Genomic DNA, 14,295 nt, shown 5'->3' on the forward strand with positions numbered 1-14,295 from the left:
AATAGAGAGTTCATATAAGTTTTAAAATAAGCATAAAACGGAAGCTATCTTTTTAAAAACCACTAATTTCGAAGGTAATTAATCATGCTATGAGTAAACACGTCGTAATAATAGGAGGAGGCTTCGCAGGGATCAATCTTGCTAAAAAACTTTGTAAGTCTTCAGCCTTTGAAATCACTTTGGTAGATAAAAACAATTACAATTTTTTTCCTCCATTATTGTATCAGGTGTCAACCGGTTTTTTAGACCCATCAAGTATTACGTTTCCATTTAGAAATCTGTTTAGAGATCAAAAGAATTTCAGATTTAGAATGGGTACTTTTTTAGAGGTTAATCCACAAGCAAAGACGATTACTTTAGATAATGGTGAACTCACTTATGATTATTTGGTACTAGCTACGGGTACGCAAACTAACTTTTTTGGTCTTGATCAGATAGAGAAGCATGCGATACCAATGAAAACTCTTGAAGATGCTCTTCATATGCGTAATTTATTATTGCAGCGTCTTGAAGAGGCCACGCGCATAGACGATAAATCACAGCGCTTACCTTATTTAAATATGGTGATTGCAGGAGGAGGGCCTACCGGTGTTGAGATTTCTGGTGTATTTGCTGAGTTGCGCAACAACACAATACGTAAAGAATTCCCAGAATTAGTAGGTAGTGGTTCTAGAATTTATTTAATAAATGGAGGTGGGGAGTTATTATCACCAATGAGTGAAAAGAGTCAAAAGTATACTCTCAAAGAATTGGAAGGAATGGGGGTTGAGGTGCTACTCAATACGCGCGTGGTAGATTTTGATGGAGAAAAAGTAATGATGAAAGACGGCTCGCATATCTACAGTAAAAACCTGATATGGGCAACGGGTGTTACCGCTTATCGCTTTAACGGTTTACCTGAAGAGATTTATCAACGTGGTAATCGCATACAAGTTAATGGTATCAATCAGGTACATGGCTTTGAAACTATTTATGCCTTAGGGGATTCATCTATAAGCACTTCAGATCCTAATTTTCCTACGGGGCATCCGCAATTAGCTCAGGTAGCTATGCAACAGGGAAGAGCATTAGCTAAAAACTTAAAAGCACTGGAAGCCGGAAAACAAATAAAAACATTTAAGTATACAGATAAAGGATCTATGGCTATTATAGGAAGTAGTAAGGCGGTAGCAGATCTACCGAAACCCAATTTACACTTTAATGGATTCATTGCGTGGTTCATTTGGTTGTTTGTTCATCTATTTGCGCTAATCGATTATCGAAACCGTGTACGAACTTTTTACAATTGGTCTACAGAGTACCTGAGTAAAAATCAAGATCTTCGTTTAATAATCCGACCTATTAAAAATAAATAATTTTTAATAGGTTAAATCTTACAAGTGTTTATAAGCTTAACGCTAAGTGGATTTAATTGAATCTATCACGTACTATAAATTCCATTTTGTCGGTTAAAATATAAATATATCTGATTATCAGAATTTTAAAACAATTTGTACTTGTAAATAGCTACTGAAAATGTTTTAAACTCACTAATTTTTTGATGATTATCAAAAAAATAAACTTGTACAAAATTATTAATTTACCCAACTAAAACGATAAACGTTTTGCTTTTTATCGATGTTAATTTCATTTTGTGGATTGATTTCCTAATTTTATTCTAAATAATTTGAATTACTCATTCTCCAGAGTAAACGTTCAACCTTTAGCCCAACTTTAAATTTCCATTTAAAGATTTAAGGTTTTTACCCCTAAGTAAAAAAAGAACGCCAACTGACTGGCTGATAAGTGCTTACGCTTTTCGGCATAGGGTTCTTTTGTTCAGATTTTAATGTTTTTGAAACCTCTCAAACCAAAACACTTGTATTATGGTGAACTTTACTTACCGAAATTTTTATTTCAGAATTACAATTTTACTGCTATTGTTATGTAGTGGTGAGATTGCTGCTCAAACACGGACTTTTGCGACTCAACTGGTTGATGTCGACCCGGTAGCCGGACATGTGACTAATGCTTCTGCAGCACATGATGGAAATCTAGCAACAGCTGCAACAGTGAGGGCCTCCTCTGGTATTTTGGCAGGTATTGGCGCATATAGTGGCTATATTGAAGTAGGATATGCCTCGCCAGTACCGGCAAATACGACAAGTTTTATAAGAATTGATACCGAAGATGATTTGTTGCGAGTTCTCCTTGGTGGTGGCTTGGGCGAATTGCTGAGTGATGTTTTAGGAGCAGTACTTATAGGCAATCAAGAATTTACAGTTGAAGCAAAAAGTAGCTCAACTACAGTTCTAAGTGCAGATTCAACAGATCCTAATACTTTTGACACCCCTAGAGTACGGGTTGTTACTAATGCCGCTGGAGAAATGTTTATAGCAATGACTCCTTCGGTATCGTACAGCAGTATCCGTATTACAAATAGTATAGGTTCCTTATTAGGTTTGGGAAATACCAGAACGCTAGATGTAAGAGGTGTGTTTTATTCCTCAGGAGTGGGTGTTTGTAATGAGCCTGCATATACTTCCTATGATGGAGATGGTTTGAGCCTTGATTTATTAGAGTTAGGCGGTGCAGGAGTAATTGATCCTCAGAATGGAATTGATTCAGATCCATTAACCTTTTCTCAATTAAGCCTAGGAGTTCTTGATGTTGCAGCTTCTATAGAACAGATAATATATTTTGATACACCATCTCAACCTACAGAAGATTTTAAGATTAGTTTAAAAATTGATCCTACATTATTAGCTGTGGGTGTTGCTAATAATATAGAATTTGAAGCGTATAATGGATCTACTTTAGTTTCTACGTCAAGTCTTTCATCCCTATTAAATCTTGATTTATTAGGACTATTGCAAGGCGGTGCTGTCGCGCAGGTTCCCTTTAATGTTTCAGGCCCTGCAGACCGCATTGTTGTTCGTTATAATTCCCTTTTAGGGGTAAACCTTTTTCAACGATTAGATTTATACGATGTAGCCATCACTTCTGGTATCCCTATAATTGCTGCTGCTTCTCAGGATGTAGAAGTTTGTGAGGGAGGTACTGCAGATCTGGTAGCGACAACTGCTACTGCAGGTGCAGAATTACGCTGGTATGATGCGCCAACAGGCGGTAATTTATTAGCAACAGTAGCCAGTGGAGATGCTTTTACTACACCGGTTTTAACTGAAGATACAAGCTTTTATGTCTCTTCATTTGTAACAGGCTGTGCCGAAGAATCAGCTCGTGTAGCTGTTGAAGTTACAGTGAATCCGTTACCGGAATCCGAAGATATCACCGTACTTGGTTTAGATCTTCCTATTTGTATTCCTGAAATCTTAAACATTGTACCCACTACTACTTTAAACGGAAGCTTCAATTATTATCTGGATGCAAACGGAACCTTACCGATCACAGATGGGTTGGTAGATGACGGAATCACGTATACCATCAATGCTGATGGAGAATTAGAAGTAGAAGGATTGACCGAAGCTGATAGTCCGTTTACGGTTTATGTAAGTTTAGTAGACGCAGCAACCGGTTGTGAGAATGCACCGGGCGATCTAAAAGTGGTTGAAGTAACTCTGGATGGCGGACCGCAACCCACAATAACATTAGATCCTGTAACTGCAGACAACATCATCAATGCAACAGAGGCCGGGACTACAATTACCTTAAGCGGTAGTATAGGAGGTGATGCAGAAGTAGGTGATGCTGTTATAGTAACGGTTAACACTTTTGAGTATCCAACAACCGTAGCTACAGGTTTAGTCTTTTCAGTAGATGTACCAGGTACACAACTGGTAGCAGATGATGATTTGACCGTAGAGGCTGAAGTTACCGCTCAAAATGTACTCTTATGTGAGACAACAGTTGCTACGACTCAGGTTTATACAGTAGACCTTATCGATCCTACAACTCCCACAGTTGATTTCTTAACTACGAATGATAATACACCTACAATTACCGGAACTGCAGATTCAACAGATGACTTAACAGTAACTGTAGATGGTATAACGTATAGTGAGGGAGATGGTAATTTAATAGACAATGGTGATGACACCTGGAGTCTGACCATACCGGCAGCAAATGCTTTAGCCGATGCGACTTATGATGTAGTGGCAGTAGCTTCAGATACAGCAGGTAACACTGCTGCCGATGGAACTACTGATGAACTTATCATCGACACAACGCCTCCTACGGTACCAACTGTAGATTTCTTAACGACGAATGATAGTACTCCGACTATTACGGGAACAGCTGATTCCGCAGATGATTTGACTGTTGTGGTTGATGGAGTAACCTATACTGAGGGTGATGGAAATCTTATAGATAATGGCAACGATACGTGGAGATTAATAATTCCGGCAGGAAATGCTTTAGCTGACGGAACTTACGATGTGATGGCCACTGCAACCGATACGGCGGGTAATACTTCAATGGATGTGACAGTTGATGAATTGGTTATTGACCCAACCGCCCCAACGATTCCTACTGTAGATTTCTTAACTACTAATGATACAACCCCAACCATTACGGGAACTGCAGATTCAGTAGATGACTTGACTGTTGTGGTTGATGGAGTAACGTACACTGAGGGTGATGAAAACTTAACCGATAATGGAGATGATACGTGGAGTTTAACTATTCCTAGTCCGTTATCAGAAGGTGTTTATGATGTAATGGCCAGTACTACTGATGTAGCTAGTAATGTTTCAGTAGATGCAACTTTTGATGAGCTAACAATAGATTTAACAGCCCCAACAGTTCCCACAGTTGATTTTTTAACCACCAATGATACTACTCCGACGATTACCGGAACTGCAGACTCAGTAGATGACTTGACTGTTATGGTTGATGGAGTAACCTATACTGAAGGGGATGGAAACTTAACCGATAACGACGATAATACATGGACGTTAGTTATTCCGGCAGGAAATGCTTTAGCTGATGGTACGTATGATGTGATGGCAACCGCCACCGATGCAGCTGGTAATACTTCGATGGATGCTACAGTTGATGAGTTGACTATCGATACGATGGCACCTACTGTTCCTACTGTTGATCTTTTAACCACAAATGATAATACACCTACCATAACAGGAACAGCTGATTCCGCTGATGATTTGACTGTTGTGGTTGATGGAGTAACCTATACTGAAGGAGACGGCAACTTAACCGATAACGGCGATAATACGTGGACGTTGGTTATTCCGGCAGGAAATGCTTTAGCAGATGGTACGTATGATGTGATGGTTACTGCGACTGATACCGCTGGTAATACTTCGACGGATGCTACAGTGGATGAATTGACCATTGATACGATGGCCCCAACGATTCCAACTGTAGATTTCTTAACTACAAATGATACTACTCCGACGATTACGGGGACAGCAGATTCTATAGATGATTTGACCGTTGTGGTTGATGGAGTAACCTATACTGAAGGAGACGGCAACTTAACCGATAACGGTGATGATACCTGGACATTGGTTATTCCGGCAGGAAATGCTTTAGCTGATGGGACTTATGATGTAATGGCTACTGCTACTGATGCTGCTGGCAATACTTCGATGGATGCAACTACCGATGAATTGACCATTGATACAATGGTGCCTACGGTTCCTACTGTAGATTTCTTGACTACGAATGATAATACACCTACCATAACAGGAACAGCTGATTCTATTGATGATTTGACTGTTGTGGTTGATGGAGTAACCTATACTGAGGGTGATGGAAATCTTATAGATAATGGCAACGATACGTGGAGATTAATAATTCCGGCAGGAAATGCTTTAGCTGATGGCACTTACGATGTGATGGCTACTGCGACTGATGCCGCAGGTAACAGTTCTTCAGACGCAACTACCGATGAATTGACTATCGATGCAATGGCACCTACGGTTCCAACAGTAGATTTCTTAACTACAAATGATAATACACCTACTATAACAGGAACTGCTGATTCTGTAGATGTGTTGACTGTTGTGGTTGATGGAGTAACCTATACCGAAGGTGATGGAAACTTAACCGATAATGGCGATGATACCTGGACATTGGTTATTCCGACAGGAAATGCTTTAGCAGATGGTACGTATGATGTGATGGCTACTGCGACTGATGCTGCTGGTAATACCTCAATGGATGCAACAGTTGATGAATTGACCATTGATACTGCTGCGCCTACGATTCCTACTGTTGATCTTTTAACTACAAATGATACTACTCCAACAATTACCGGAACAGCTGATTCCGCAGATGATTTGACTGTTGTGGTTGATGGAGTAACCTATACCGAAGGTGATGGAAACTTAACCGATAATGGCGATGATACCTGGACATTGGTTATTCCGGCAGGAAATGCTTTAGCTGATGGCACGTATGATGTGATGGCTACTGCGACTGATGCTGCGGGCAATACCTCGATGGATGCGACAGTAGATGAATTGACCATTGATACTGCTGCGCCTATGATTCCAACAGTAGATTTCTTAACTACAAATGATAATACACCTACCATAACAGGAACAGCTGATTCCGCAGATGATTTGACTGTTGTGGTTGATGGAGTAACCTATACTGAAGGAGACGGAAACTTAACCGATAACGGCGATGATACGTGGACGTTGGTTATTCCGGCAGGAAATGCTTTAGCAGATGGTACGTATGATGTGATGGCTACAGCTACTGATGCGGCAGGTAACAGTTCGTCAGATGCAACAGTTGATGAATTGACCATTGATACGATGGCCCCAACGATTCTAACAGTAGATTTCTTAACTACAAATGATACTACTCCGACGATTACCGGAACAGCTGATTCTGTAGATGAGTTGGCTGTTGTGATTGATGGAGTAACCTATACCGAAGGAGACGGCAACTTAACCGATAATGGTGATGATACCTGGACGTTGGTTATTCCGGCAGGAAATGCTTTAACTGCTGGAACTTATGATGTTATGGCTACAGCTACTGATGCGGCAGGTAACAGTTCGTCAGATGCAACAGTTGATGAATTGACCATTGATACGATGGCCCCAACGATTCCAACAGTAGATTTCTTAACTACAAATGATACTACTCCGACGATTACCGGAACAGCTGATTCTGTAGATGAGTTGACTGTTGTGGTTGATGGAGTAACCTATACCGAAGGAGACGGCAACTTAACCGATAATGGTGATGATACCTGGACGTTGGTTATTCCGGCAGGAAATGCTTTAACTGATGGAATTTATGATGTGATGGCTACAGCTACTGATGCTGCTGGCAATACTTCAATGGATGCTACAGTAGATGAATTGACCATTGATACTGCTGCGCCTAAGATTCCTACTGTTGATCTTTTAACTACGAATGATACTACTCCGACTATTACCGGAACTGCTGATTCCGAAGATGATTTGACTGTTGTGGTTGATGGAGTAACCTATACTGAAGGAGACGGCAACTTAACCGATAACGGCGATGATACCTGGACGTTAGTTATTCCGGCAGGAAATGCTTTAGCCGATGGTACGTATGATGTAATGGCCACTGCGACTGATGCTGCTGGTAATACTTCGATGGATGCAACAGTTGATGAGTTGACTATCGATGCAATGGCACCTACGGATCCTACCGTTGATCTTTTAACTACAAATGATATTACTCCGACGATTACGGGGACAGCTGATTCAGCAGATGATTTGACTGTTGTGGTTGATGGGGTAACCTATACTGAAGGAGACGGCAACTTAACCGACAATGGTGACGATACGTGGACGTTGGTTATTCCAGCAGGAAATGCTTTAGCTGATGGAACTTATGATGTAATGGCCACTGCGACTGATGCTGCGGGCAATACTTCTATGGATGCGACAGTAGATGAAGTTACGATCGATACTTCAGGGTTAACAGTGCCTACTGTGAACTCACTTACTACGGCTGATGTCACTCCAATATTAACAGGTACTGCAGATTCAGCAGGTGACCTAACCGTTAGTGTAAATGGACAAACCTATGCTGAGGGAGACGGAGATTTAGTAGATAATGGTGATGGTACATGGACGTTAACGGTTCCGGCAGGAGATGAAATTCCAGAAGGTGTTTATGATGTTGTAGCAACACTTGCTGATGCTTTAGGAAATGTTTCAACAGACGCTACAATAGATGAGTTAACCATAGATTTAGGTATGCCAACCGGCGAGATGAATCAAATGTTTTGTACTACAGATCAACCTACGTTAATGGATATCGTTTTAGATCAGCCTAATGTAGTATGGTTTGCTGAAGAAACCAACGGAGCGGTTTTAGATATTAATACACCGCTTCAGAATGGAGTTACGTATTATGCGGCTCTCATTCTAGATGGTGTGATAGGTAATAGCAGACTTGCTGTAACAACAACCTTAATGCAACCCACATCTGCTAGTATAGAGGCTTCAGAACCAACTGCTTGTTTAGGAACGGAAATAATGTATACCACTCAGTCTGGTATGACTAATTATGTATGGGCAATTACTTCTGGAGGAAGCATTGTTTCAGGAGGTGGTACTTCAGATAACTTTGTAATTGTAGTATGGGATGCAGCAGGAGATAACAGTGTAAGTGTGGATTATGACACAACGTTAAGTTGTATCGTAAACACTTCAGCTACGCTAAATGTTACAACGACTGCTTGTTCAGATCTTACCATTTCTAAAACAGTAAATATCTTAACTCCGGTAATAGGGGAGACCATAGTGTATTCAATCGAAGTTACAAATAATGGTCAGACCGATATTACCTCAATAATGGTAGGGGAAGCATTACCGTCAGGACTTCAGTTTGAAAGTTTTACAGCTCCTATTGGTGATTACAATCCGTTAACCGGTGAGTGGTCAATTCCACAACTCGCGGCTAATACAACTACTGTTTTAACTATTACCGTGACTGTATTAGAAACCGGTAACTACCGAAATGTAGCAACTATTCTGAATTCAAATCCTGTAGATAGTAATTCAGATAATAATTCTTCTGAAGTAGAAATAGATCCAGATTGCTTGATGGTCTTCAATGAATTCTCACCAAACGGTGATGGTATGAATGATCTCTTTAAGATAAGATGTATAGAAAATTTCCCAAATAATGAGCTCAATATTTTTAACAGAGTAGGGCAGTTAGTCTATACGGCAAGCGGTTATAACAATAGCTGGAATGGCGTTTCTAACGTTTCCAGTTCTATTAATAAGTCAGTAGGCTTACCGGTAGGTACATATTATTACGCTCTTGAATTGGGCGACGGAGAGCGTACGCTTACCGGATGGATTTATATAGCACGATAATTAAAAATTCTCTCATTTTTAAAATTTAATTACCATGACAAAAATAGTAACTTATATAATCGAAATTTCTTTGATTGCCTTTGGGACTTTGAATCTCTACGGGCAACAAGAACCAAACTATACGCAGTATATGTACAACACGATGACCATTAATCCAGCTTACGCGGGGTCATCAGATAATTTTAATATTATCACTGATTACAAAGCTCAGTTTACCGGAGTTGATGGAGCTCCCGAAACTATTAATCTTGGGTTAGAGACACCGGTAACTTATAACATTGGCCTGGGCTTGAACATTACACGGGATGTTTTGGGTCCTTCTGAAGATTTAAATATCGACGGAAATTTCTCATATGCCATTCAACTAGGAGCACAGACCTATTTATCCTTTGGTCTTAAGGCTGGTTTTAGAGTTTTAAATGTAGATTTTAGAAAGGGAATGTTTGATAATCCTAATGACCCACAGTTTATGAATAACATAAACAATCAATTTTTAGGAGTTCTAGGAGCGGGATCTTATTTATACACAGACCGGTGGTATCTGGGACTTTCTACACCTAATTTTTTCACTCAAGAGTATTTTAATGAAGAAGAGGTGATGGTTAATACCGAAGAGCTTCATATGTACTTAATAGGGGGGTATATTTTTGATATTGGTTTAAATACCAAGTTTAAGCCAGCGGTGCTTTTTGATTATGTTGAAGGAGCTCCTTTAAAAGCAAACTTGTCTGCTAACTTTTTATTCCTTGAGAAATTTACAGCAGGTGTTTCTTATAGCGTAGATGCTGCAGTGAGTGGGCTTGCAGGTTTTCAGATAACAGACAACATCTTTATAGGTTATGCTTATGATTATAATACTTCAGACTTTAACCAGTATAACAATGGGAGTCATGAGATCTTGATTAAGTTCTCTCTGGCTCGTAAGCGTGGTGCAACTTTTTCTCCCAGATTCTTTTAAAAATCCCTCTCTATGAAACGTATATATTTAATCATTGCTTGTTTAATAAGTCTCACTGTAGTTGCTCAAAACCATTTGGAAAAAGCAAATGAGTTTTATGACCGCTTAGTTTATATTGATGCAGCAAAAGAGTTTGAGGCTTATGTAGAAAATGCAAATTATATAGAACCCGAAACCTATATGAAAATAGGTGATACATATTACAACCTAAAGAATTTTGCTCAATCAAAAGAAGCATATCAAAAATGGTACAAGGCAGTGGGATCTAATACAAATGCTACTCAGGGATATCAGTATTATGATTCCTTAAGAAGATTAAAACTCTATGATGAAGCTGAGAAAGTTGCAGAACGCTATTTTAAGGCAAAATCTGTTGAAGCTTTAAACAATCATTATGAAGAACGAGATCGTTTTGAAGAACTCCTGAAAGGGGATACCTTATATAAGGTTCGTAATTTAGATTTTAACTCTCAATATGCTGATTTTGGCGGGAGTTTTAATCAAACTAGTTTTGTATTTACCTCTGGAAGAAATTATGTAAACAAAGGATTGTATGAGCGTGACAATACACCTTATTTGGCAATATATAAAATTGAAAACCCTGAGGCAGATAGTGCAGATGCAGTACAATTATTTAGTAAAGAATTGACTACTGAATTTCACGACGGAACGGCCACTTTTTCACCAAATAGTAAATATCTATACTATGCTTCTAGTTATCAAACCGGAAATCGAAAAGTGTTTGAAGAAGATAAAAAGAATCATTTTAAAATTTATAGGGTAGACATGTCTGCTAAAAAATATAAGAAAGAATTGCTTCCCTTTAATGGAGATGCTTATTCTGCGGGGCAGCCTTATGTAACTCCAAATGGGAAAAAATTGTTTTTTGCATCAGATATGCCGGGTGGTTATGGTAAAGCAGATATTTATGTTTGTGATATTTATGAAGATGGAACTTATTCAGCACCCATGAATTTAGGACCTAATATCAATACAATTGCAGATGATTTTTTTCCATATTTTAAAGATGATATACTTTATTTTTCATCCGCAGGTCATGTGGGTTTTGGAGGTCTAGATATGTATAAATCTTATTACAGAGATGGTATATATGGAGCTGCAATTAATCTGGGACCGATTATAAATACAAATGCAGATGATTTTGCATACTTAGAAGGTAGTGTTTCTAACACCGGTTATTTTTCATCAGACAGAGCAGGAGGTAAAGGAGGAGATGATATTTATGCTTTTGAGTACAACTTGGCTAAGTGTGTTCAATATATATCAGGAACTGTTTATGATATAGAAACTAATGAGCCTATTCCAGATGCATACGTTACCGTTTACGATGAATCAAATACTGAATATCTCAAGGTTAAAACAAATGAAAAAGGTGGTTATGCTGTAGAATTAACTTGTGAGTCTACTTATAAAATTGAAGCTCGTAAAGCAGGATTTAGTGAAGACCAATTAAATTTCACTACAGATGTTTTACCAGACCGTAAAATGAATATGCTTGACTTTAGGCTAAAAGATCTTTCAGAGATTTTTGTTACAGAAGGAGAAGTAGAAAAAATTAGAATTGACCCTATTTATTTTGAGTATTACAGATATAACATCACAGATGTTGCAGCAATACAACTTCGCAAAGTAGTAGATGTAATGGAAGCTTATCCTGAAATGATTATAAAAATTGAATCGCATACAGATCAGCGAGGTACAGATTATTTCAATAAGACATTGTCTACAAATAGAGCTCTATCTACAAAAGAATGGCTTTTAGAACATGGGATAGAACCTTCAAGAATAGAAAGTGCTATAGGTTACGGCGAGTCTAGGCCTATTAATATTTGCGATGAAGATGGTAAAACGTGTACAGAATTAGAATATTCAGAAAACAGACGATCAGAATTTATTGTTGTGAGTAGGTAATGAGAGGCGTTAAAATCAATTCGATTTAGATTTTAACGTAGAAACTCCCTCAGTAGAGGGAGTTTCTTAGTTTATATCATGAATTCTTTGTCAAAATATTAATGATATTCTTGTTTTTTTGTTAAAACTGTTTATTAAAAAATATAGCTTAGTACCTTTAATTATAATTTATAGCAGACTTATCTATACTTATATGCAGCAGCTGTAGGGGGCTGATGCTTATTTTAAAGTAGGATGGTCTGCTTTTCTATTTTTGATATTAATGCTGCTATTACCACAGGTATTTTGTTGTTCACAATAATCTTAAGACGCTTAAAAAAAGAGATTTCTTAACTGAGAAAATGTAGTGAAGATGGTTTACGGAATTATTTTACTTTGAGATGGGATGGTTTTAGCTTCCGGTTGAGGAAACCGATCTGTATAATAGTTTGGTCTACAAATAATATTGTTGGAAAGATTGCCGCTATTTCTATTGGTAATATTAGCAATAACTTTATTACAGCGCTCACTTGAAATTGGGTGACAAAGGCAATGATTTTAACCATTTTATCTTCTACCACTTTATAGTTTAATCTTAATACATCTTTAGTAGTGACAAAAGTTGCTGTCTTTTTGATCTTTTTAACTTTAGTCTTTAGTTTAAATTGAAACTGTAAATCAGATAATTTAAGGAAAGACAAATTCTTGAATCCTTTAAAAAAAACATATTTTAAATGTTAAATATTAGATGAAATAAGGAATTCCGTAAAGTAATATAAAACCTATTTAGTTTCTTTGAGTAGAATTTAAAAGTGCAGTTTTGCAATTTTAAAGACAAGCAGACTTGGAGACTAAATATAGACAAGATTCGTATGCTGTAGGGGGCGTTACGAGTATGTTAATTTAGAATCTAGTCTGCTTTTTTTTTATGAAATTATCGTTTTCATATTTGCAATAGTCTTAGCAGCATCTTCAGATTTAAAGATATAACTACCGGCGACTAGGATGTCTGCTCCACAATCTACCAGCTCTCTTGCGTTCTTATTTGTGACACCACCATCAATTTCAATAAGCGTGTCTGCATTATGAGTTAAAATTATTTCTTTTAGCTCTCTGATTTTTCTATACGTATTATCTATAAAAGACTGTCCGCCAAAGCCGGGATTTACACTCATAATCAGAACCTGGTCGATATCATTGATAACATCTTTTAATAAATTCACCGGAGTATGTGGATTGAGAGCTACTCCTGTTTTCATACCGGCAACTTTAATAGCTTGAATTGTGCGATGTAAATGGGTGCAGGCTTCATAATGTACTGTAAGGCGATTACTCCCCAGCTTTGCAAAAGTCTCTATATAGCGATCAGGATCTACAATCATTAAATGTACATCTATAGTCTTTTCTGCGTGTTTGGTAATGGCTTCTAAAACCGGCATTCCAAAAGATATATTAGGAACAAAAAGACCGTCCATAATATCGATATGAAACCAGTCTGCCTTGCTGTTATTGACCATTTTAATATCACGTTCAAGATTAGCAAAATCTGCAGCAAGAACTGAAGGGGCTAAGTAAATAGGTTTCATAAATGTGTTTTTATTCAAATTTTTAATGAGTTAAAAATACCATTACATTTTAAAAATGATAGACTCAAGGATAGAAATTGTATTATTAATTTCGTCATTCTCCAGTAGTTTTAAGTAACTGAGATAATCGTTTAGCTTTTGGTATTGCTTTTTATCCTTCGGAACCAGAAAACCAGATTCATAGTCGTTAAAAACGCGATGCTCTATTTTATTCTCTACTATAACTGTCACATTTGTATGCCTGTCATCTTCTATGATCTTATGAAACAAGGTGTTTACCATTTTAAAATCACCTTCGAGAAGCTGTAAATAGGTGCCATCTTTATACTATAAAAATCCTGAAATACCTTGATCTTTATTTTTTTGAGCCACCTGATTAATTACACTGCTAAGCATTCCAATATCTGTAGGATTGCAAGCTGTGCTAATGTAAACCAAAAAATAGACCATATAAATAAGGTGTAAAATATTTTAAACTAAAAATCCCCGGTAATCAGCCGGGGATTCATTCATCAATCAAAAAACGAACAGTTATGATGAACTGTTGTCGAGTTAA

The 14,295-nt window shown here is 37.8% G+C and carries 5 protein-coding genes and 1 pseudogene; 4 read left to right on the forward strand and 2 right to left on the reverse strand.

Annotated elements, in window-relative coordinates:
• Window positions 1–89: 89 nt before the first annotated feature.
• The 4 genes from DSM02_RS02465 to DSM02_RS02480 all read left to right on the forward strand — a co-directional run bounded on the left by DSM02_RS02465 (window position 90) and on the right by DSM02_RS02480 (window position 12,174).
• Window positions 90–1,355 carry an NAD(P)/FAD-dependent oxidoreductase gene (locus DSM02_RS02465; protein ID WP_128764152.1) on the forward strand — a complete coding sequence of 422 codons (1,266 nt, stop codon included), beginning with the start codon at window positions 90–92 and terminating at the stop codon, window positions 1,353–1,355.
• Between the two features lie 510 nt (window positions 1,356–1,865).
• Window positions 1,866–9,284, forward strand: coding sequence for an Ig-like domain-containing protein (locus DSM02_RS02470; RefSeq protein WP_128764153.1), 7,419 nt, complete (start codon window positions 1,866–1,868; stop codon window positions 9,282–9,284).
• A 34-nt stretch (window positions 9,285–9,318) separates the two neighbouring features.
• A complete protein-coding gene (locus DSM02_RS02475; RefSeq protein WP_128764154.1) occupies window positions 9,319–10,242 on the forward strand; it encodes a PorP/SprF family type IX secretion system membrane protein in 924 nt (307 codons plus the stop codon).
• A gap of 12 nt (window positions 10,243–10,254) precedes the next feature.
• Complete coding sequence (locus DSM02_RS02480; protein WP_128764155.1) at window positions 10,255–12,174, forward strand: OmpA family protein; 1,920 nt, start codon at window positions 10,255–10,257, stop codon at window positions 12,172–12,174.
• A gap of 905 nt (window positions 12,175–13,079) precedes the next feature.
• Here the strand turns inward: DSM02_RS02480 and rpe are convergent.
• Window positions 13,080–13,739 (reverse strand): ribulose-phosphate 3-epimerase, encoded by a 660-nt coding sequence (gene rpe / locus DSM02_RS02485; RefSeq protein WP_128764156.1) that lies wholly within the window; start codon window positions 13,737–13,739, stop codon window positions 13,080–13,082.
• Between the two features lie 42 nt (window positions 13,740–13,781).
• Window positions 13,782–14,054 (reverse strand): annotated as a pseudogene (locus DSM02_RS02490) (BLUF domain-containing protein); the annotation flags it as partial.
• Window positions 14,055–14,295 lie beyond the last annotated feature (241 nt).

The organism is Leeuwenhoekiella polynyae (assembly GCF_004104075.1).
Lineage (GTDB): Bacteria > Bacteroidota > Bacteroidia > Flavobacteriales > Flavobacteriaceae > Leeuwenhoekiella > Leeuwenhoekiella polynyae.

Bases quoted from the DNA above. Each gene is read 5' to 3' on its own strand.
- DSM02_RS02465 (WP_128764152.1), top strand. From the start codon at position 90: ATGAGTAAACACGTCGTAATAATAGGAGGAGGCTTCGCAGGGATCAAT.
- DSM02_RS02470 (WP_128764153.1), top strand. From the start codon at position 1,866: ATGGTGAACTTTACTTACCGAAATTTTTATTTCAGAATTACAATTTTA.
- DSM02_RS02475 (WP_128764154.1), top strand. From the start codon at position 9,319: ATGACAAAAATAGTAACTTATATAATCGAAATTTCTTTGATTGCCTTT.
- DSM02_RS02480 (WP_128764155.1), top strand. From the start codon at position 10,255: ATGAAACGTATATATTTAATCATTGCTTGTTTAATAAGTCTCACTGTA.
- rpe (WP_128764156.1), bottom strand. From the start codon at position 13,739: ATGAAACCTATTTACTTAGCCCCTTCAGTTCTTGCTGCAGATTTTGCT.